General features: G+C 64.7%; 19 protein-coding genes. All 19 read left to right on the forward strand.

Annotated features, from left to right (window positions below):
• Window positions 1–204: 204 nt before the first annotated feature.
• The 19 genes from argS (at window position 205) to MTX34_RS22785 (ending at window position 20,588) form a co-directional block, all read left to right on the forward strand.
• A complete protein-coding gene (argS, locus tag MTX34_RS22695; protein ID WP_243597119.1) occupies window positions 205–1,857 on the forward strand; it encodes an arginine--tRNA ligase in 1,653 nt (550 codons plus the stop codon).
• Window positions 1,854–3,275 (forward strand): diaminopimelate decarboxylase, encoded by a 1,422-nt coding sequence (gene lysA / locus MTX34_RS22700; protein ID WP_243597120.1) that lies wholly within the window; start codon window positions 1,854–1,856, stop codon window positions 3,273–3,275. The genes argS and lysA overlap by 4 nt, the downstream gene beginning before the upstream one ends.
• Window positions 3,272–4,573 carry a homoserine dehydrogenase gene (locus MTX34_RS22705; protein WP_243597121.1) on the forward strand — a complete coding sequence of 434 codons (1,302 nt, stop codon included), beginning with the start codon at window positions 3,272–3,274 and terminating at the stop codon, window positions 4,571–4,573. The genes lysA and MTX34_RS22705 overlap by 4 nt, the downstream gene beginning before the upstream one ends.
• Window positions 4,570–5,637 (forward strand): threonine synthase, encoded by a 1,068-nt coding sequence (gene thrC, locus MTX34_RS22710; protein WP_243610889.1) that lies wholly within the window; start codon window positions 4,570–4,572, stop codon window positions 5,635–5,637. Before MTX34_RS22705 ends, thrC begins: the two co-directional genes overlap by 4 nt.
• Window positions 5,638–5,656: 19 nt before the next feature.
• On the forward strand, window positions 5,657–6,589 hold the full coding sequence (thrB, locus tag MTX34_RS22715) for a homoserine kinase (RefSeq protein ID WP_243597123.1): 933 nt from the start codon (window positions 5,657–5,659) through the stop codon (window positions 6,587–6,589).
• A gap of 371 nt (window positions 6,590–6,960) precedes the next feature.
• Entirely contained in the window at window positions 6,961–9,030 is a 2,070-nt protein-coding gene (rho, locus tag MTX34_RS22720) for a transcription termination factor Rho (protein WP_243610890.1), read from the forward strand.
• 199 nt (window positions 9,031–9,229) lie between these two features.
• A complete protein-coding gene (gene rpmE, locus MTX34_RS22725; protein WP_008715081.1) occupies window positions 9,230–9,463 on the forward strand; it encodes a 50S ribosomal protein L31 in 234 nt (77 codons plus the stop codon).
• 97 nt (window positions 9,464–9,560) lie between these two features.
• Window positions 9,561–10,637, forward strand: a complete 1,077-nt coding sequence (gene prfA / locus MTX34_RS22730; protein WP_243597125.1) for a peptide chain release factor 1 — start codon at window positions 9,561–9,563, stop codon at window positions 10,635–10,637.
• Between the two features lie 106 nt (window positions 10,638–10,743).
• The gene (locus MTX34_RS22735) at window positions 10,744–11,568 is read left to right on the forward strand and encodes an SHOCT domain-containing protein (protein ID WP_243610891.1); all 825 of its coding nucleotides are present in this window, start codon (window positions 10,744–10,746) and stop codon (window positions 11,566–11,568) included.
• 34 nt (window positions 11,569–11,602) lie between these two features.
• On the forward strand, window positions 11,603–12,487 hold the full coding sequence (gene prmC / locus MTX34_RS22740; protein WP_243610892.1) for a peptide chain release factor N(5)-glutamine methyltransferase: 885 nt from the start codon (window positions 11,603–11,605) through the stop codon (window positions 12,485–12,487).
• 66 nt (window positions 12,488–12,553) lie between these two features.
• Window positions 12,554–13,216: an L-threonylcarbamoyladenylate synthase gene (locus MTX34_RS22745; RefSeq protein ID WP_243597140.1), complete on the forward strand. Its 663-nt coding sequence runs from the start codon at window positions 12,554–12,556 to the stop codon at window positions 13,214–13,216.
• An 18-nt stretch (window positions 13,217–13,234) separates the two neighbouring features.
• Complete coding sequence (locus tag MTX34_RS22750; protein ID WP_243610893.1) at window positions 13,235–14,446, forward strand: glycosyltransferase family 4 protein; 1,212 nt, start codon at window positions 13,235–13,237, stop codon at window positions 14,444–14,446.
• 66 nt (window positions 14,447–14,512) lie between these two features.
• Window positions 14,513–14,944 carry a hypothetical protein gene (locus tag MTX34_RS22755; RefSeq protein ID WP_243597141.1) on the forward strand — a complete coding sequence of 144 codons (432 nt, stop codon included), beginning with the start codon at window positions 14,513–14,515 and terminating at the stop codon, window positions 14,942–14,944.
• 440 nt (window positions 14,945–15,384) lie between these two features.
• Window positions 15,385–16,110: a F0F1 ATP synthase subunit A gene (gene atpB, locus MTX34_RS22760; protein ID WP_243597129.1), complete on the forward strand. Its 726-nt coding sequence runs from the start codon at window positions 15,385–15,387 to the stop codon at window positions 16,108–16,110.
• A 78-nt stretch (window positions 16,111–16,188) separates the two neighbouring features.
• Window positions 16,189–16,428, forward strand: coding sequence for an ATP synthase F0 subunit C (locus MTX34_RS22765; RefSeq protein ID WP_008715092.1), 240 nt, complete (start codon window positions 16,189–16,191; stop codon window positions 16,426–16,428).
• Window positions 16,429–16,435: 7 nt separating this feature from the next.
• Window positions 16,436–16,996, forward strand: coding sequence for a F0F1 ATP synthase subunit B (locus tag MTX34_RS22770; protein WP_243597130.1), 561 nt, complete (start codon window positions 16,436–16,438; stop codon window positions 16,994–16,996).
• An 8-nt stretch (window positions 16,997–17,004) separates the two neighbouring features.
• Complete coding sequence (locus tag MTX34_RS22775; protein WP_243597131.1) at window positions 17,005–17,832, forward strand: F0F1 ATP synthase subunit delta; 828 nt, start codon at window positions 17,005–17,007, stop codon at window positions 17,830–17,832.
• A gap of 88 nt (window positions 17,833–17,920) precedes the next feature.
• Window positions 17,921–19,564 carry a F0F1 ATP synthase subunit alpha gene (gene atpA, locus MTX34_RS22780; RefSeq protein ID WP_243597132.1) on the forward strand — a complete coding sequence of 548 codons (1,644 nt, stop codon included), beginning with the start codon at window positions 17,921–17,923 and terminating at the stop codon, window positions 19,562–19,564.
• A gap of 52 nt (window positions 19,565–19,616) precedes the next feature.
• Window positions 19,617–20,588 carry a F0F1 ATP synthase subunit gamma gene (locus MTX34_RS22785; RefSeq protein ID WP_037193379.1) on the forward strand — a complete coding sequence of 324 codons (972 nt, stop codon included), beginning with the start codon at window positions 19,617–19,619 and terminating at the stop codon, window positions 20,586–20,588.
• Window position 20,589: the final 1 nt, after the last annotated feature.

Below are 20,589 nucleotides of genomic sequence, written 5' to 3' on the forward strand. Positions count from 1 at the left end.
AAGGTGGTGGTCGTTGGCGCTGGTGAAGCGTATCTGCTGGTGACGGCGTTGATCGAGGGCCGTCGGTGCAGAGCGCCCTCACTGTACGTTCTCTGTCTGAGAGCGCGCTCAGAGCCCGCGTGGACCGCATCGACCGAGGGGGCTCGCGGGCAGACGGGCAGTGGATGCGAGTTCGCCGCGCACCAGCCAATAGGATAGCTACCTGTGACTCCCGCCGATCTTGCCGAACTGCTGCACGCGACCGCCGCGAAGGTGCTTGCCGACCGTGGCCTGGACGCATCCGTTCTCCCTGCGAAGCTGACCGTCGAGCGTCCCCGCAATCCCGAGCACGGTGATTACGCAACCAACGTGGCCCTGCAGGTCGCGAAGAAGGCCGGAGCCAATCCCCGTGACTTCGCCGGCTGGCTCGCCGAGGCTCTCGCAGCCGATGCCGCGATCGCCGACGCCGACGTCGCGGGCCCCGGATTCCTCAACATCAGGCTGGCCGCTGCAGCGCAGGGCGAGATAGTTGCCCGCGTCCTCGCCGCAGGATCGGCATTCGGCAACGGATCCTCGATGGCAGGCAAGAAGGTCAACCTCGAGTTCGTCTCGGCCAACCCCACGGGTCCGGTGCACCTCGGTGGAACCCGATGGGCAGCCGTCGGCGATGCACTCGGTCGCATCCTGACCGCCCACGGCGCAGAGGTCACCCGCGAGTACTTCTTCAACGATCACGGCGCTCAGATCTCGCGCTTCACTCACTCGCTCATCGCCGCCGCGAAGGGTGAGCCTGCACCCGACAACGGCTACGCGGGCGAATACATCGCAGAAATCGCAGCGCACGTGCTTGCCGAGCGACCCGACGCGCTCGCGCTGGACACCGAGGCACAGGAAGAGGCGTTCCGGTCCATCGGCACCGAGCTGATGTTCGATCGGATCAAAGCGAACCTGCACGAGTTCGGCGTCGACTTCGACGTCTACTTCCACGAGAACTCGCTGTTCGAGTCCGGAGCCGTCGACAAGTCGGTCGAGTACCTCAAGGCCTCGGGGAGCCTGTACGAGGAGGACGGGGCCTGGTGGCTGCGGTCCACCGACTTCGGTGACGACAAGGATCGCGTCGTCATCAAGAGCGACGGCAACGCCGCCTACATCGCCGGCGACATCGCCTACTTCCAGAACAAGCGCCAGCGCGGCTTCGACCTGTGTATCTACATGCTCGGGGCCGACCACCACGGATACATCGGGCGGCTCAAGGCAGCCGCGGCTGCGTTCGGTGACGACCCAGAGACCGTCGAGGTGCTCATCGGACAGATGGTCAACCTGGTCCGCGACGGCGTTGCCGTGAAGATGAGCAAGCGCGCCGGAACCGTCATCACCCTCGACGACCTGGTCGACGCCATCGGCGTCGACGCCTCCCGCTACGTCATGATCCGCTCGTCCGTCGATTCCAGCATCGACATCGATCTGGCCCTGTGGGCGAGCGCGAGCAACGAGAACCCGGTGTACTACGTCCAGTACGCCCACGCCCGCCTTGCCTCGCTCGCGCGCAACGCCGCCGAGTTGGGCATCAGCGCGGAGCGGCCGGATCTGAGCCTGCTCACCCACGAGCAAGAAGGCGAGCTGATCAGGACGATCGGCGAGTACCCACGAGTGGTGGCCAGTGCCGCCGAACTTCGCGAACCACACCGGATCGCCCGCTACCTCGAAGAGCTGGCGGGGGCCTACCACCGTTTCTACGGTGCGTGTCGAGTACTTCCACAAGGAGACGAGGAGCCCGGACCTGTGAACACCGCACGACTGGCGTTGGGGAACGCGACCCGGCAGGTCCTGGCCAACGGCCTCGAACTGCTCGGGGTCAGCGCACCGGAGCGCATGTGAGCGCACATCCGGCAGGACCCAAGCATGCCGATGCCCCCGCGAAAGAGTCGATGTCCCATCGCCCGGCCGACGCGTCGGAGATGACGACGCTGCCCGAGCAGGTGTGGCCCCGCAACGCCGAGCGCGGCGAGGACGGCACCGTCCGTCTCGCCGGAGTGTCGGTCACCGATCTCGCGGAGCAGTACGGCACACCGTTGTTCGTCATCGACGAGGACGACTTCCGTTCGCGCTGCCGTGAAATGGCCGCCGCCTTCGGGGCGCCCGAACGAGTTCACTACGCCTCCAAGGCTTTCCTGTGTGGGGAGATCGCGCGGTGGGTGGCCGACGAAGGGCTCTCCCTCGACATCTGCTCCGGAGGCGAGTTGGCCATCGCGTTGGCCGCCGGATTCCCGGCTGACCGAATTGCCATGCACGGCAACAACAAATCGGTCGCCGAGCTCGAGGCGGGCGTGCGCGCAGGCGTCGAGCATGTGGTTCTCGACTCCAACATCGAGATCGACCGTCTCGACGGCGTTGCCGGCGCGGCCGGTGTGGTGCAGGACGTTCTGATTCGGATCACCGTCGGCGTCGAAGCCCATACGCACGAGTTCATCGCCACCGCACACGAGGATCAGAAGTTCGGCTTCTCGCTCGCCGACGGCTCGGCCCTCGAGGCGGTCCGGCGCGTGTTCGCTGCCGACAACCTTCGCCTCGTGGGACTGCACAGTCACATCGGTTCGCAGATATTCGAAGTCGACGGCTTCGAGCTGGCAGCGCACAAGGTCATCGGATTGCTGCGAGACATCGTCTCGGAGTTCGGCGTCGACAAGACCGCACAGATCTCGACGCTGGATCTCGGTGGCGGCATGGGTATCTCGTACGTGCCGAGTGACGATCCGCCCCCGGTGGAGCAGCTCGCGGCGAAGTTGACCGCCATCGTGGAGACGGAGTCCGCCGCAGTAGGACTACCGGTGCCGACGATCGCCGTCGAGCCCGGCCGCGCCATCGCCGGACCGGGCACCGTGACGCTCTACGAGGTCGGCACGATCAAGGATGTCACCGTCGACAAGTCGACGCGCAGGCGGTACATCAGCGTCGACGGCGGAATGAGCGACAACATTCGCACCTCTCTGTACCAGGCCGAATACGACTGCCGACTGGTCTCCCGGTCGAGCGATGCCGAGGCCGTCGTGGCTCGAGTGGTCGGAAAGCATTGCGAGAGTGGCGACATCGTCATCAAGAACACATGGATGCCGGCAGACGTCGGGCCGGGTGACCTGCTCGCGGTAGCGGCCACCGGGGCCTACTGCTACTCCATGTCCAGTCGCTACAACCTGCTGACGCGGCCCGCTGTGGTTGCGGTCAAGGACGGGCATTCGCGCCTGATCCTGCGGCGGGAAACCATCGAAGATCTGCTCAGCTTGGAGGTTCACCCATGACATCGAAGCCGATAGGCGTCGCCGTACTCGGACTCGGAAACGTCGGTAGCGAGGTCGTCCGCATCCTCACCGAGAACGCCGAGGACTTCGAGGCGAGAATCGGTGCGCCACTGGCCATTCGAGGAATCGCTGTGCGTCGAATCGACGGCGATCGTGGAGTGCCGGCCGAGTTGCTCACCGACGATCCGGCCGAACTGGTCGGCCGCGACGACGTCGACATCGTCGTCGAGGTGCTCGGTGGGATCGACATCCCCCGCAAGCTGGTGCTGTCGGCCCTCGAGAAGGGCAAGTCCGTCATCACGGCGAACAAGGCTCTGCTGGCCGAGTACACCGGAGAGCTCGCCGACGCGGCCGAGAAGTCGCGCGCGGACCTCTACTTCGAGGCCGCGGTGGCCGGAGCGATTCCGGTTGTTCGCCCGCTGATGCAGTCCCTCGCGGGTGACCGCGTGAACAAGGTCGCGGGCATCGTCAACGGCACCACCAACTTCATCCTCTCGGCCATGGACGAGACCGGAGCCGATTACGCCGAAACTCTCGCCGAGGCAGGGCGTCTGGGCTACGCCGAGGCCGACCCGACCGCCGACGTCGAGGGCTACGACGCTGCATCGAAGGCTGCCATCCTGGCGTCCATCGCATTCCACACTCGGGTCACGGCCGGCGACGTCTACCGCGAGGGCATCAGCAAGATCACCTCGGACGATCTCGAAACCGCGAAATCCCTTGACTGCACCATCAAGCTGCTGGCCATCTGCGAGCGGATCGTCACGCCCAAGGGCAAGGAGCGAATCTCCGCTCGGGTCTACCCTGCGCTCGTTCCGCTGAACCACCCGTTGGCGTCGGTGAACGGTGCGTTCAACGCCGTGGTCGTCGAAGCAGAGGCCGCCGGACGCCTGATGTTCTACGGCCAGGGTGCAGGCGGTGCTCCGACGGCGTCCGCGGTGCTCGGCGATCTCGTCATGGCCGCACGCAACAAGTTCTACGGCGGACGGGGCCCGCTCGAATCGAAGTACGCCAAGCTCAAGGTGGCCCCCATGGGTGACATCCTCACTCGCTACTACGTCAGCATGCAGGTCGCGGACAAGCCCGGCGTTCTCGCCACGGTGGCGGCCGAGTTCTCCAAGCGCGACGTCAGCATCTCCACAGTGCGTCAGCAGGGCTCGGGTGACGGAGCCAGGCTCGTCGTCGTCACGCACCTCGCGGCCGATTCCGCACTGTCCGACACCGTTGCATCCCTCGAGCAGCTCGACGTCGTCGTGCACGTCGCCAGCGTTCTCCGATTGGAAGGCACCACCGTATGAGCGTCCACACCCCCTGGCCCGGCCTGATCGAGGCATACCGATCGCGTCTGGCGATCGGCCCGGATTGGAAGACCGTCACGCTGCGCGAGGGCGGTACCCCGTTGCTGCCGGCCGGGCACCTGTCCGAACTGACCGGGTGCACAGTGCATCTGAAGGTCGAGGGGCTCAACCCCACCGGCTCCTTCAAGGACCGCGGGATGACCATGGCCGTCACCGACGCGCTCGCCCGAGGCCAGGAAGCCGTTCTCTGTGCCTCGACCGGCAACACCTCGGCCTCCGCAGCCGCCTATGCGGCCAAGGCCGGAATGAGCTGTGCGGTACTGGTTCCGCAGGGCAAGATCGCCATGGGCAAGCTGGCCCAGGCAGTCATGCACGGAGCCAAGATCATTCAGGTGCAGGGCAACTTCGACGACTGCCTCGAACTGGCTCGCAAGACCACGGCCGAGTTTCCGACCATCGGCCTGGTCAACTCCGTCAACCCCGTCCGCATCGAGGGCCAGAAGACCGCGGCCTTCGAGATCTGCGACGCCCTCGGCGACGCACCGGACATCCATGCACTGCCGGTCGGAAACGCAGGCAACATCACCGCGTACTGGCGCGGCTACTCGGAGTACTTCCGTGACGGTCTCACCACGCGCACGCCACGGATGCTCGGAGTCCAGGCCGCAGGTGCCGCTCCTCTGGTTCACGGTGCACCGGTGAAGGATCCGGAAACGATCGCCACCGCAATCCGGATCGGTTCGCCCGCATCCTGGAACGGTGCCGTCAACGCCAAGGAAGAATCGAACGGTGCATTCCGCGCGGCGACCGACGAGGAGATCCTCGAGGCGTACCGATTGATCGCGAAGACCGAGGGCGTGTTCGTCGAGCCCGCCTCCGCGGCCAGCGTCGCCGGGCTCCTCGCAGCCCGAAAGGAAGGGTGGCTCGAGCCAGGGCTGACCGTCGTGTGCACCGTGACCGGGAACGGACTCAAGGATCCCGATGCAGCACTCTCGGGAATGCCTGTCGTAGAACCCATTTCGGTCGATCCCGTCGCTGTCGCGGCTGCGCTCGAGCTGGCCTGAGTTGACGGAATCCCCGGCAATGACGACGACACTCCCCATCGGGCTCACCGTGACCGCGCGCGTCCCGGCGTCCAGTGCCAATATCGGACCCGGATTCGACAGTCTGGGAATAGCTTTGGGGCTGTACGACGAGATCGAGGTCACGACCACCGCGTCGGGACTGCGGATTCACGTCGACGGTGAGGGTTCGGCGGACGTGCCGTGGGGTCCGACGCATCTGGTGGTGCGCGCCATCGAGCGTGGGCTCGAAGCTGCCGGAGTGTGGGCCGATGGCCTGGATATCCACTGCCGCAACGTGATTCCACACTCGCGTGGGCTCGGTTCCTCGGCCTCGGCTGTGGTCGGTGGGCTCGCTGCCGCGAACGCGCTCGCCGCGAAGGTGGATCCGGCGCTCGCGCTCTCCGAGAGTCAGCTCGTCCAACTGTCGTCGGAGTTCGAGGGTCATCCGGACAACGCGTCGGCGAGTTGCCTCGGTGGTGCCGTGGTGTCGTGGAGCGAACCGCCCAATGCCAGTGTGACGGCGCGGAAGTACGCAGCCGTTCGGCTCGAGGTGCATCCGAGTATCAAGGTTGTCGTGCTCGTACCGTCCGAGCGCTCGTCGACCTCGCATACCCGGGGTCTGTTGCCCGAGTTGGTGCCCCACCGTGACGCGGCCTTCAACGTGAGCCGAAGTGCACTCGCGGTGGTGGCGCTCACCGAACGGCCGGATCTGTTGATGTCCGCGACGGAGGACCTGCTGCATCAGGGTCAGCGCGCTCAGGCGTTACCGGACACCACACGGTGGATCGCCGCACTCCGCGCGCGGTCCATCGCGGCGGTCGTGTCGGGCGCTGGGCCGACGGTCATGGCGCTGTGCACCGAGGAGTTTCCGGCCGATCTGCGCGATGCCGCGTCGGCCGAGGGGTGGCGGGTACTCGACCTGGAGGTGGCCGACGGAGTGACCATCACCTGACAAACGCCGAGTAGGGTTCTTGCCGAGTGGGGACAACGGCGCTATGGTGAACCCTGTCCGTACATCGTGCGCTTCAGACGCCGGTTTCGTCAGGGCAATCAGGTCGCTGTATTCGGGGGATTCAAACGTCCGAGTGATGTGACGCTCCTGACTCGATCCTCCCCGTGGTTCTCTGCGGTCTCGGATCGATGGTGTCGTCGACGGAGTGCGTCGAACATGAACGGCAATATCCGAGTTCGGCAGAACGTCGAACTGCGGAACGAACCCTCGGCTGCGCATCGAGCGAGCGAGGGAAGGAAAGGACCTCCGTGACCGATACGGAACTTATCTCTGCGCCCGAAACGTCACGCCGACGTGCTGGCCTGTCCGGAATGGTTCTCACCGAGCTGCGCAGCCTCGCTGGCGAACTCGGTATCAAGAGCGTTTCCGGTATGCGCAAGGGCGACCTGATCGCGGCTATCACCGAGCGCCAATCGGGCACTTCGCCGACCAAATCCGCTGCGCCGAAGTCCGACGCAGCCAAGTCCGACGCACCCAAGGCTCGACGCGCTGCTGCGTCGACACCGGTTGCCGACGAACGACCCGCAACCGACACTGCTCCCGAGCCTTCTGCTGCGGATGCGCCGGTTGCCGAGACGTCGGACGCTGCACCAGAAGCAGGCCGTCGCACCCGGGGCCGCCGTGCTGCGGGTCGCCGCGCAGGTGCGCCCGACCAGTTGCCACTGGACGGCAGCGCCGACACGGCCGCATCGGCCCCCGCGACCGCGGATTCGACCGTTGCAGCGGAGACCACCGATAAACAGGACGAGTCCGGCGACAACGCCGCGACGGAGCGGCCACGCCGCAGCCGCGGCGAGCGAAACCGTCAGGACGGTGCCGAGCGCGAACCGCGTGACACCGACAACGGCAACCGCAACCAGAACGACCGCAACCAGGGTGACCGCAACCAGGCCGATCGCAATCAGGGTGACCGGGACGGCGGCAATCGCGACAACGCGGGCCGCAACCAGGGCGATCGGGACAACTCGAACCGCGACTCCAACCGTGAGAACGGCAACCGCAACCAGAACGACCGTGGCGGGCGCAATCGCAATCAAGGCGACGGTCGCAACGACAACCGCAACGAGGGTCGCAACAACGGTCCCCGTGACAGCCGCGACAACGACCAGGACGATGACGGTGAAGGCCGCGGACGTCGGGGTCGTCGGTTCCGTGAGCGGCGTCGTGGACGCGATCGTGGCGAGGGCAACGACGGTGGCGGCGGACGCGAGCGCGACACCGAGATCCGCGAGGACGATGTTCTTCAGCCGGTAGCCGGCATTCTCGACGTTCTCGACAACTACGCGTTCGTCCGTACCTCGGGCTACCTTGCCGGACCGAACGACGTCTACGTGTCGATGAACCTCGTTCGCAAGAACGGTCTTCGTCGCGGCGATGCTGTCACCGGCGCAGTTCGAGTGGCACGCGAAGGTGAGCAGTCGAGCCAGCGGCAGAAATTCAACCCGCTCGTGCGATTGGACACCGTCAACGGGGGAGAGGTCGAGGCCGCCCGCAAGCGTCCGGAATTCGGCAAGCTCACCCCGCTGTACCCCAATCAGCGGCTGCGTCTCGAGACACAGCAGAACATCCTCACCACGCGCATCATCGACTTGGTGATGCCGATCGGCAAGGGCCAGCGTGCGCTCATCGTCAGCCCGCCGAAGGCAGGTAAGACGAGCGTTCTGCAGGCTATTGCCAACGCGATCGCCATCAACAACCCCGAGTGCTATCTGATGGTCATCCTCGTCGACGAGCGTCCCGAGGAAGTCACGGACATGCAGCGCTCAGTCAAGGGCGAGGTCATCGCCTCGACGTTCGACCGGCCGCCGGGCGACCACACCGCGGTAGCCGAGTTGGCGATCGAACGTGCCAAGCGCCTGGTCGAAGCCGGCCAGGACGTCGTTGTTCTGCTCGACTCGATCACCCGTCTGGGACGTGCGTACAACAACAGCTCCCCGGCTTCGGGCCGAATCCTGTCCGGTGGTGTCGACTCGACCGCGCTGTACCCGCCGAAGCGATTCCTGGGCGCGGCTCGAAACATCGAACACGGCGGATCGTTGACGATCATCGCCACGGCCATGGTCGAAACCGGATCCACCGGCGACACCGTGATCTTCGAGGAGTTCAAGGGCACCGGTAACGCCGAGCTCAAGCTCGATCGCAAGATCGCCGAGCGCCGCGTGTTCCCGGCGGTCGATATCAACCCGTCCAGCACCCGCCACGACGAACTGCTTCTTGCTCCCGACGAGGCGGCAGTGGTGCACAAGTTGCGGCGCGTGTTGTCCGGACTCGACTCGCATCAAGCCATAGACCTGCTGGTCGATCGCCTGAAGAAGAGCAAGAACAACCTGGAATTCCTCATGGAGGTCTCCAAGACCGCGCCGGGCGGCAACAACGACTGACCGGGTGTTCCCCGGATCTTTTGCCCGGGGAACAAGCCGGCAGGTGCGTGCGTTGTAAGCATCTGTCGGCACAGAAGTACCGACGATTAGCAGGGCGGATGCACGCTCTGGCATAATCAACGGCCGAGTCCGGTTCCGGTTCACGTCTTCGATCGGCGAAGGCGACCCGGCGACCATTACAAAGAACGGTAAGGACACCATGAAGGCAGGAATTCACCCCGACTACACACTGACGACAGTCGTCTGTGGTTGCGGCAATACTTTCGAGACCCGAAGCACCACCGACAAAGAGCGCATCAGCGTCGAGGTCTGCTCGCAGTGCCACCCCTTCTACACCGGCAAGCAGAAGATTCTCGACACCGGCGGCCGCGTCGCTCGCTTCGAGGCTCGCTACGGCAAGCGCGCCGGCAAGAAGGCCGACGCAGACAGCTAGCTGTTCCGCCGACGCCCGTCCTGTGATTCACAGGACGGGCGTCGGCTTTTTTGTGTCCACATCCAGTTGCACCCGCGTTCGAGAGTGAGTCATCCCCATGGCGAGAACAGTGAAGCCTTCGGCCATCGACGACATCCTCGCCGAACACTCCGGGCTCGAGCAGCAACTGGCCGACCCCGCTCTGCACAACGACCCGTCTGCGGCCCGAAGAGCAGGCAAGAGGTTCGCCGAGCTGGCACCCATCATGTCTGCACACACCAAGCTGACGTCCGCGCAGGACGATCTCGAAGCCGCGCGAGAGCTGGCCGCCGACGATTCGTCGTTCGCGGCCGAGATCCCCGACCTCGAGGCGACCGTGGTGCAGCTCGAGCAGACGCTGACCGATCTGCTGGCACCACGTGACCCGCACGACGGCGACGACATCGTGATGGAGGTCAAGTCGGGTGAGGGCGGCGAGGAATCGGCGCTCTTCGCGGCCGATCTGGCGCGGATGTACGTGCGCTACGCAGAACGCCGCGGCTGGCGCGTCGAGGTTCTCGACGCGAACGTCTCGGACCTGGGTGGATACAAGGACGCGACGTTGTCGATCAAGACCAAGGATCCGCTCGACGGCGTGTGGGCGCGGCTGAAGTTCGAGGGCGGCGTCCACCGCGTGCAGCGAGTGCCGGTGACCGAATCGCAGGGGCGCGTGCACACCTCCGCGGCCGGCATCCTGGTGTACCCCGAACCCGACGAGGTCGAGGAGGTGCAGATCGACGAGTCCGACTTGCGCATCGACGTGTACCGCTCATCCGGCAAAGGCGGCCAGGGCGTCAACACCACCGACTCCGCAGTCCGGCTCACGCACCTTCCCACGGGCATCGTGGTCACCTGCCAGAACGAGCGTTCGCAGCTGCAGAACAAGGCGCGCGCGATGCAGGTGCTCGCCGCTCGCCTGCAGGCAGCAGCAGAAGAAGCGGCCGACGAAGAGGCCTCGGCCGGTAGGGCCAGTCAGGTGCGCACCGTCGACCGCTCCGAGCGAATCAGAACGTACAACTTCCCCGAGAATCGCATCACCGACCACCGGATCGGCTTCAAGGCCCACAACCTCGACTCACTTCTGGACGGTGAGATGGATGCGCTGCTCGACGCGCTGGCCAAGGCGGACCGAGATGCGCGAATGCAAGCAGAATAGTTGCGGCACATAGCTTTACAGAGTTCGCTGGGCTGATTCACCGATCGGTGCGATACCCTGGCGGCCAGGTTCGACACCGTACCAGCGCCCGAGAGGCACACCAGAGATGAACCAGGCCTTGACCCCCGCAGGCGAGAACGCCGTGTCCGAGCTGTCGTCGCGCTACGGCATCTCGACCGACGCCGTTCGTACGATGCTCGACGCCGTCAACAACGGCCGCGGCACCATGGCGCAGTTCAACATTCCCGAGCTCGGAGGCAGCGGGCAGTGGATGCGTGGCGGCATGACCATGGTCGGCAACATGTTCGATCACGGGCTCAAGAGCCGGGTCGACGGTCTCTGCCGGGATCTGTCTGCAGTGTTGGCGCAGCACCAGGTGTACCCGCCGAGGGAGGCCGGTAGTTCGTCCTTCGGTGGCAACTCGTTCGGTGGCGGCTCGTGGTGGCCCTCGGACCTCGGTGCGCCGAGTTCGAGCGGTGGCCAGAACGGCTCGCAGTACGCAGTGTTCCCGGGATCTCGACGCCTCGCCGTGTTGGTCGGCGGCGAACTGGCCGTGTACGACACTCTCGATCACTCGATCGGCGGAGTGCAGCAACAACAGGGCGGCGGACCGGGATCACTGGAGTTCACCAGCCAGTACGGCACGTTCACCGCAGGTAGCCTCCCTCGCGTCGACCAGCAGTCGAGCGGAACGAACACGCAGAACCAGTCGGCACCGCAATCCGCTCCGCAGACGTACACGCAAGCGTCCTCCCCGCAGCAGTCCACGCCGCAGCAGTCCTCGAATCAGTCGTCTCAGGGCAACCGGTCGGGCGTCGACATCTCCGACATCACGGCTGCGATCGAGGCACTCGCAGGGTTGCACGCCAAGGGATTCCTGACCGACGACGAGTTCTACGCCAAGAAGTCGGAGTTGCTGGGACGGGTGTGACCGCGCTGTCGGTGGCTCGTGGCAGTCTGTACGAGTGAGTCGCAAGCCGCTACGTCTGGCCATCCTCGAAGCAACATCGATGCTGGAGGCGGCCGGTGTGCCGAGCCCACGGGTCGACGCAGAACTGCTTGCCGCGCACCTCGTGGGCGTGGAACGCGGCCGTCTCGGTCTGGTGCCGCTCGTCGAGCCAGAGCTTGTCGAGGCATATTTCCGTACTGTCGAGCAACGCGCGAAACGCATTCCGCTGCAATACATTACGGGCACGACCTCGCTGGGGAACATCGACGTCGAAGTAGGCCCGGGCGTCTTCGTGCCGCGTCCGGAAACGGAGTTGCTGTTGGCCTGGGCTCTCGCGTTCCTCGAGAACGTCGACCACCATCCGCCCGTGATTCTCGACCTCTGCACGGGTTCGGGTGCCTTGGCGTTGGCGATCGCCAACGCTCGTCCGGACGCCGTCGTCCATGCCGTCGAGCTGGACCCGTCGGCGTTGGCGTGGGCCCGTCGCAACGCGGATTTTCGCAGCGGACACGGCGATACGCCGATCACTCTGCACCACGGCGACGTCACTGCTCGTGACCTGTTGACCGAACTCGACGGTGCAGTCGACATGATCGTCGCGAACCCGCCCTACATCCCGGAGGGCGCACATCTCGATCCCGAGGTGATCGATCACGACCCGCACATGGCGCTGTTCGGTGGCGCGGACGGATTGTCGGTCATCGAACCGATGATCGGCAATATCGCCCGCTGGCTTCGAATCGGGGGCGGTGTCGCGATCGAACACGACGACTCCAATGGACGCGAGGTGGCGGCACTGCTGTCCCGACGACGGGTGTTCATCGAGGTCACCGCGCATCCGGATCTCGCGGGAAGGCCCAGGTTCGTCGTCGCCGCACGGGCCCACCCGGCCCAAGCCTGACGACGGGAACGGCAGGCGGGAGACACCTGACATCACTTCGTTATCGAAGGTGGAAGGATGGTCGCCGTGAGTACCGTCTACGACTGCCGTGAAGCCGATGCGCGCGCTGCCGGATTGACCGCGGCCCGCGGTGCCCTCAAATCCGGCCGACTCGTCGTCATGCCTACCGACACCTTGTACGGGATCGCCGCGGATGCATTCGACGGCAGCGCTGTCACGGATCTGCTGCGCGCCAAGGGCAGGGGACGCGATATGCCGGTTCCGGTGCTCGTCGGTTCGTGGAACACCATCGACGGCCTGGTACAGAGCGTCCGACCGCGGACCCGAGACCTGATTCGCGCCTTCTGGCCCGGCGCGCTGAGCATCGTGGTGCAGCAGGCTCCGTCCCTGGCCTGGGACCTGGGTGATGCTCAGGGCACCGTCATGCTGCGGATGCCTCTGCATCCGGTTGCGCTCGAGCTGCTGCGTGAGGTCGGCCCGCTCGCAGTCTCCAGCGCCAATATCTCCGGAAGTCCACCGGCCACCACGGTCACCGAGGCGCGAGACCAGCTCGGCGGCTCGGCCGCGGTCTACCTGGACGGGGGACCCGCCGATCACGCGGTGGCATCGACCATCATCGATCTGACGAGCGATCGAGCACGAATTCTGCGGGTCGGTGCCATTCCCACCGACAAGATTGCCGAGGTTCTCGGGGTCACCGCCGAAAGCCTGGTCCCGGGAGCGTCCTGACATGCCCGTCCGTCCCGCATGAGCGTCGAGGTACTGGCTCAGTCGAATCTGGGTGCAGGCGTTCCGATTCGCGAACTGCTGCTGGTCTTTCTCACGGCCGCTGTGGTCACGTTCTTCGCCACCGGCGGAGTTCGGGTGGCGGCGATAAAGTTCGGTGCTGTCGCCGTTCCTCGTGATCGTGACGTCCACGTGCAGGCCACCCCGAGGCTCGGGGGAGTGGGGATCTACGCAGGAATGCTGGCTGCGCTGCTGTTCGCGTCGCAGTTGCCTGCGCTGGCTCGCGGGTTCGACGTCGCCTACAACCGCGACATTCCGGCCGCACTGGTTGCCGGCTTCGTGATCGTGCTGGTCGGCGTCATCGACGACCGATGGGGCCTGGACGCTCTGACCAAGTTCGTGGGCCAGGTGACGGCGGCGGGAGTCCTCGTCATCATGGGTGTGAGCTGGGTCGTGCTGTATCAGCCGTGGGGCGGCGAAGAGGGACAGCCCGGAACCACACTCGTACTGGACCAACTGCAAGCCGGACTGGTGACCGTTCTGATCACCGTCGTGATCGTCAACGCGATGAACTTCGTCGACGGGCTCGACGGGTTGGCCGCAGGCCTCGGGCTCATCTCCTCGGTGGCGATCTGCATCTTCTCGGTGGGGCTGCTGCAGGAGCAGGGTGGAGACGTCGGTGTCTACCCGCCCGCGCTGATCGCAGCAGCGCTGGCAGGTGCGTGCCTGGGATTTCTGCCGCACAACTTCCAACCCGCTCGCATCTTCATGGGCGATTCGGGATCCATGCTGATCGGGCTGACGCTGGCCACGGTCTCGACGAGTGCCTCGGGGCGGATCCCGTTGACGGCATACGGACCACGCGATCTGCTGGGTCTGTTGTCGCCGCTTCTGCTGGTCGGGGCCGTCATGCTCATCCCCATACTCGATCTGCTGCTGGCTGTGATTCGCCGCACCAGGGCCGGACGCAGCCCCTTCAGCCCGGACAAGATGCACCTGCATCATCGACTCCTGCAAATCGGTCACTCGCATCGACGGGTGGTGCTGGTGATCTACCTGTGGGTCGGTGTCCTCGCCTTCGGGGCCGTCGGATCGTCCCTGCTGGACCGGCGGATAGTGGTGCTCCTGGTGGCGGCCGGTCTGGTGTTCGCGCTGGTCGTGACCGCTGTGCCCACGTTGAGGGTGGATCGATCTCGAGGCTCGGCACCCCGACGCGAGGGACGGGGCGGCTGATCCCGTCGGCTGTTAGTAGTCGCGTGCTGGGTACCCTCGACAACTGTGACCTTCACTCCGCAGTCCATGCCCGACCAATTCGCGCCGCTACGCGCCGCGGTTCGATACGGACTCATCGGACTGGTGGTGCTGACGGTGGTGAGCGTCGGCATTGCCGTCGCTGCAGCCGGAACGCCCGGCCTGTGGGGATCGCTCATCGGTGTGGCCATCGGCGGAGGCTTCGTCATCACGACGGCATTGTCGGTTGCGCTCACCACACGTTTTCCGGCCTCGGCCGTCGGGGCACTGCTGCTCGGCGGGTGGTTGGTGAAGATGGTGATTGCGCTGATCGTGCTGGTTGCGCTGAAGGACGCCGACTTCTACAACCGCTACGCGTTGGGACTGACCATTCTGGGAGCGCTCGTCGTCGTCCTCGGCGCAGAGGTCTTCGGGGTCGTCAAGACCAAGGTCGCCTACGTGGATGCGGTTCCGGCGGAGGACAACCCCGACAATCGGTAGTACGACAGGCTGTCGTAATCGGTTAAGCTGAGGGCCGCCTACACAACGTCGTAGTTCTGTTGATAAAGTTTGCATCAAGCGGTGGGCAAGACTGGGACGAAAGAGACTTTTTCCCCGGACTGGACCCCCGCAGGTAGCAGTCAGCGTGAGCTTCCTTACAGTAGGCCCGGAGTCATCGACTTCGGCAACGTAAGGTTCCGCCTGAGAGTTGCCGAGTCGACGTGAGTCGCCGACACCCGACAGACGCTTGGCCGATGAAGACCGGGCCTCAGCCTCTGACGATTGCGAGCCGATTTTCGTCGACTTGATAGATCGTCATTGTCCGATCGAACCGCAGTCGCTAGCCGGCTGCGGCCCGAACACGGGAGAGACCGCTGAGCGTCACCACCCTGGCTGCGGAATACAGTCCGCCGTCACTATCCGATTTCTTTCCTCCCGCGGTGCTGTTCGAGGGGACTCCGTTCGAGCTCGACCGACTGATGCTCATCCGCATCCTGATGTCGGCGATTCTGATCATCTTCATGGTGGTTGCCCTCCGCAGCCCGAAGATCGTTCCGCGTGGTCTTCAGAACGTCGGAGAGATCGCTCTCGATTTCGTTCGGATCCACGTCGCAGAAGATGTGCTCGGTAAAGAACAGGGACGCCGATTCCTGCCCGTCATCATGACCATCTTCTTCACTGTGTTCGCGGTGAATGCGAGTGCCGTCATTCCGTTTCTGAACATCTCGTCGAACGCACGCATCGGCCTACCGATCGTGCTCGCTGCGGTTGCGTACGTCGCGTTCATCTACGCCGGTGTGAAGAAGTTCGGTGTCGGGAAGTTCGTCAAGGGCACCATCGTCATTCCGGGCATTCCTCCGGCGATGCACGTGCTGCTCATACCGCTGGAGTTCGTCTCGAACTTCGTGCTTCGCCCGTTCACGTTGACGGTGCGTCTGCTCGCCAACATGCTGGCCGGCCACATCATGCTCGTGCTGTTCTTCAGCGCGACCCAGTTCTTCCTCTTCGAGGCGTCGGCCGGGCTGAAGATCTTCGCGGCACCCTCGCTCATCATGGGCTTCCTGTTCACGTTGTTCGAGATGCTGGTGATCTTCCTCCAGGCCTACATTTTCGCGCTGCTCACGGCGATCTACATCGATCTGTCGCTGCACGCCGACTCGCACTGACCGACCAACTGACCGAACCAGCTACACCGCCACCTCCGACACCCGGATGTGGACCGAAGAAAGGGAACGGAAAACCCAATGAGCCTTGAAGTTCTGGCCCAGGCGCAGGAAATCACCGCAAGCGGATACGGCGCCATCGGCTACGGCCTCGCAGCGATCGGTGGTGGCATCGGCCTCGGCCTCGTCGTCGCCAAGAACATGGAAGCAACCGCTCGTCAGCCCGAGCTGGCCGGTCAGCTCCGTACCACCATGTTCCTCGGCATCGCATTCACCGAGTCCCTCGCCCTGATCGGCCTCGTCGCCGGCTTCATTCTCTGAGAGCGCGATGACAAACGCGATTACGTTGCTGGCGGCGGAGGGGGAGGAATACAACCCTCTTCTGCCCGCAACCTACGACATCGTTTGGTCGCTCGTCTGTGTCGCAGCAATCGGCTTCCTGTTCTGGAAGTACGTTGTGCCGCGCTTCACCAAGGTTCTCGCTGAGCGTTCCGAGCTCATCGAAGGCGGAATCAAGAAGGCAGAAGAGGCACAGGCCGAAGCCAAGGCGGCACTCGAGCAGTACCACGCTCAGCTGGCCGACGCCCGTTCCGAGGCCGCGCAGATCCGTGAGGAAGCGCGTACCCAGGGACAGGCAATTCTTGCCGAGATGAAGGAAAAGGCGCAGGAAGAAAGCGACCGGATCGTGGCCGCAGGCCACAATCAGCTCGTTGCTCAGCGGCAGCAGATCGTCACCGAGCTTCGGGGAGATCTGGGACGCACGGCCGTCGAACTCGCTGAGAAGGTCATCGGAGAGCAGTTGTCCGACGACGCGAAGCGTTCCAGTTCGATCGATCGCTTCCTCAACGAGCTGGATTCCGTCACCGCGGACTCCGCAGCCGGAAAGTGAGTCGAACCATGTACGCAACTTCTCGAGAGGCACTCGCCCGCACGCGGTCGGTTGCCCACGAAGCTCTGGGGTCCGCGTCGGCAGGCGAGGCAACAGCCGTCGCTGCTCAGACCGGTGCCGAGTTGTTCGCCGTCGTCGAGACTCTCGACGCGCAGCGCACGTTGCGTACCGCTCTCGCCGATGCGTCGGTCGAGGGCGTTCGGCGAAGCGATCTGGCCGGAGAAGTCTTCTCCGGCCAGGTGTCGAGTGCAACGGCGACGATCGTCAAGGCCGCAGCCGGCGAAAGCTGGTCCACCGCTCGTGACCTGCTGAACTCACTGGTCGAGCTGGGACGTGAAGCTCTGCTTCGCGCCGCTGCCGATCAGGATCAGTTGGACACGGTCGAGGACGAGCTGTTCCGGCTCGGACGGATCGTGGCAGCCAACCCGCAACTCGAGCAGGCCCTGTCGGATCGCTCGAAGCCGTCGCAGGCCAAGCGTGAACTGCTCGGTCGTCTGCTGTACGGCAAGGTCACCGCGGTCACCGAGGCGCTCGCAGTTCAGGCTGTGACGCGTCCGCGGAAGGCGGCTCCCGCCGACGTGCTCAACGGATTGGCCGATCTGGCCGCCGAACAGCGCGACCGCGCGGTTGCACACGTTCGTAGCGCAGCCCCACTGAGCGACAGTCAGCTCGAGAAGCTGACGGCAACCTTGACCCGCACGTACGGCAAGCAGGTCACGGTGCACGTCGAGGTCGATACCGAACTGCTCAGCGGACTTGTCGTTCGTATCGGCGACGAGGTCATCGACGGTAGCGGGGCAGGCCGCCTCGCTGCATTGCGAAAGACGCTCAAATAGTCCGACACGGACACAGTAACGAGAAGAAGCGTCTCGACTTTCGAGACATTTCACCCCGCGATCATTTGAAGGAAGAGCAGGAAACACTATGGCGGAGCTGACGATCTCCTCCGACGAGATCCGTAGCGCGATCGATAACTTCACCGCGAGCTACTCACCGGAGTCTTCCCGCGAGGAGGTCGGCACGGTTACGGACACGAGCGACGGAATCGCTCACGTGTCCGGATTGCCGTCGGCGATGTCCAACGAACTCCTGGAATTCCCCGGCGGAGTCCTCGGTGTCGCGCTGAACCTGGATGCCACCGAAATCGGTGCCGTCATCCTCGGTGACTACGAGCACATCGAAGAAGGCCAGGAAGTCAAGCGCACCGGAGACGTGCTGTCGGTCCCCGTGGGCGACGGCTACCTCGGCCGCGTCGTCGACCCCCTGGGCAAGCCCATCGACGGCCTCGGCGACATCGAGTCCTCCGAGACCCGCGCCCTCGAACTGCAGGCTGCCTCGGTGCTCGAGCGCCAGCCCGTCGAGGAGCCGCTGCAGACCGGCATCAAGGCGATCGACGCCATGACCCCGATCGGCCGCGGCCAGCGTCAGCTCATCATCGGCGACCGCAAGACCGGCAAGACCGCGGTCTGCATCGACGCGATCCTGAACCAGAAGGCCAACTGGGAGAGCGGCGACGACAAGAAGCAGGTTCGCTGCATCTACGTCGCCATCGGCCAGAAGGGCTCCACGATCGCAGGCGTCAAGGCTGCACTCGAGGAACAGGGCGCACTCGAATACACGACCATCGTCGCGGCTCCCGCGTCCGATTCGGCCGGCTTCAAGTGGCTCGCCCCGTACACCGGCTCGGCCATCGGCCAGCACTGGATGTACCAGGGCAAGCACGTCCTCATCGTGTTCGACGACCTGACCAAGCAGGCCGAGGCGTACCGCGCCATCTCGCTGCTGCTGCGTCGTCCGCCGGGCCGCGAGGCATACCCCGGTGACGTCTTCTACTTGCACTCCCGTCTGTTGGAGCGCTCGGCCAAGCTCTCCGACGAGCTCGGCGGTGGATCGTTGACGGCTCTGCCGATCATCGAGACCAAGGCCAACGACGTCTCGGCGTACATCCCGACCAACGTCATCTCCATCACCGACGGCCAGGTCTTCCTGGAGTCGGACCTGTTCAACAAGGGCGTCCGTCCCGCAATCAACGTGGGCATCTCGGTGTCCCGAGTCGGTGGTGCGGCACAGACCAAGGGCATGAAGAAGGTCTCCGGATCTCTTCGCCTCGAGCTCGCTCAGTTCCGTGAGCTCGAAGCCTTCTCGGCGTTCGCATCCGACCTCGACGCAGCCTCCAAGGCACAGCTCGAGCGCGGCGCACGTCTGGTCGAGCTGCTCAAGCAGGATCAGTACGCCCCGGTTGCCGTCGAAGATCAGATCGTCTCGATCTGGCTCGCCGGCCAGGGCACGTACGACTCGGTGCCCGTCGGCGACGTGCGTCGCTTCGAGACCGATCTGCTCGAGGATCTGCACCGCAATGCCAGCGGTGTCTACGACAGCATTGCCGGTGGCAAGGCGCTCGACGAGGACAACCAGAAGGCACTGACCGAGGCGACCGAGAAGTTCAAGGCCGGATTCGTCGACTCGGACGGCAACCGTGTCGTCAACGAGGCCGAGGCAGACACTCTGAACGCCGACGAGGTCAGCCAGGAGCAGGTCAACGTCACCCGCAAGACAGTCAGCAAGTAGGCCCGCGATGACAGGTGACATGACGAGCACAGAAGGGAGCGTGAACAGCTAGATGGCAAGCATTCTCGAGCTTCGCTCCCGCATCAAGTCGGTCAACTCGACCAAGAAGATCACCAAGGCACAAGAGTTGATCGCGACATCGCGAATCACCAAGGCGCAGGCCCGCGTTGCCGCATCGAAGCCGTACGCGGAAGAGATCACCAAGGTGCTCTCCGCGTTGGCGAGTGCATCGAGTTCGCTCGATCACCCGCTGCTCAACGAGCGACCCGAGCCCAAGCGTGCAGCGGTTCTGGTCGTGACCAGCGACCGCGGTATGTGCGGCGGCTACAACTCCAACGTGCTCAAGGAGACGGAGGAGCTGTTCCAGCTGCTCCGCTCCGAGGGCAAGGATCCGGTCATCTACGTGCTCGGCGCAAAAGGCTTGGGCTACTACACATTCCGCGAGCGGGACGTGAAGGGTGCGTGGACGGGCTTCTCGCAGGAGCCCGGGTACGCCGACGCCGCCAAGGCGAGCAGGCACCTGGTCGAGTTGTTCATGGCCGGGTCTGGCACCGAGGTCGACGCTCCCAACGGTGAAGGCACCGTCGAGGGCGTGGACGAGTTGCACATCGTTTACACCCGCTTCGTGTCGATGCTTACGCAGAAGCCCGAAGTTCGCCGGATGGCACCTCTCGAAATCTCGTACACCGACGAGGAGTTCGAGATGGGTGCAGACGCGTTGAGCGACTCGCCGACCGCAGATGTGCAGGCACAGTACGAGTTCGAGCCGGAGGCAGGAACTCTGCTGTCGGCGCTGTTGCCCAAGTACATCAGCACCAGGATCTATGCGTCGTTGCTCGATGCAGCAGCGTCGGAGTCCGCGGCGCGTCGTACCGCCATGAAGGCAGCGACGGACAACGCGAACGAATTGGTCGAGACCTTGAGCCGTCAGGCCAACCAGGCTCGGCAGGCCCAGATCACCCAGGAAATCAGCGAAATCGTCGGTGGCGCCAACGCGTTGGCCGACAGCGCAGGAAGTGACTAAG

Source organism: Rhodococcus sp. ARC_M5, assembly GCF_022810405.1.
Taxonomy (GTDB): domain Bacteria; phylum Actinomycetota; class Actinomycetes; order Mycobacteriales; family Mycobacteriaceae; genus Rhodococcoides; species Rhodococcoides navarretei.

Bases quoted from the DNA above. Each gene is read 5' to 3' on its own strand.
- rho (WP_243610890.1), top strand. From the start codon at position 6,961: ATGGTTCTCACCGAGCTGCGCAGCCTCGCTGGCGAACTCGGTATCAAG.
- MTX34_RS22770 (WP_243597130.1), top strand. From the start codon at position 16,436: ATGACAAACGCGATTACGTTGCTGGCGGCGGAGGGGGAGGAATACAAC.
- MTX34_RS22785 (WP_037193379.1), top strand. From the start codon at position 19,617: ATGGCAAGCATTCTCGAGCTTCGCTCCCGCATCAAGTCGGTCAACTCG.
- thrC (WP_243610889.1), top strand. From the start codon at position 4,570: ATGAGCGTCCACACCCCCTGGCCCGGCCTGATCGAGGCATACCGATCG.
- MTX34_RS22755 (WP_243597141.1), top strand. From the start codon at position 14,513: ATGCCCGACCAATTCGCGCCGCTACGCGCCGCGGTTCGATACGGACTC.
- prfA (WP_243597125.1), top strand. From the start codon at position 9,561: ATGGCGAGAACAGTGAAGCCTTCGGCCATCGACGACATCCTCGCCGAA.
- MTX34_RS22705 (WP_243597121.1), top strand. From the start codon at position 3,272: ATGACATCGAAGCCGATAGGCGTCGCCGTACTCGGACTCGGAAACGTC.
- atpA (WP_243597132.1), top strand. From the start codon at position 17,921: ATGGCGGAGCTGACGATCTCCTCCGACGAGATCCGTAGCGCGATCGAT.
- MTX34_RS22735 (WP_243610891.1), top strand. From the start codon at position 10,744: ATGAACCAGGCCTTGACCCCCGCAGGCGAGAACGCCGTGTCCGAGCTG.
- thrB (WP_243597123.1), top strand. From the start codon at position 5,657: ATGACGACGACACTCCCCATCGGGCTCACCGTGACCGCGCGCGTCCCG.
- MTX34_RS22765 (WP_008715092.1), top strand. From the start codon at position 16,189: ATGAGCCTTGAAGTTCTGGCCCAGGCGCAGGAAATCACCGCAAGCGGA.
- MTX34_RS22750 (WP_243610893.1), top strand. From the start codon at position 13,235: ATGAGCGTCGAGGTACTGGCTCAGTCGAATCTGGGTGCAGGCGTTCCG.
- rpmE (WP_008715081.1), top strand. From the start codon at position 9,230: ATGAAGGCAGGAATTCACCCCGACTACACACTGACGACAGTCGTCTGT.
- MTX34_RS22775 (WP_243597131.1), top strand. From the start codon at position 17,005: ATGTACGCAACTTCTCGAGAGGCACTCGCCCGCACGCGGTCGGTTGCC.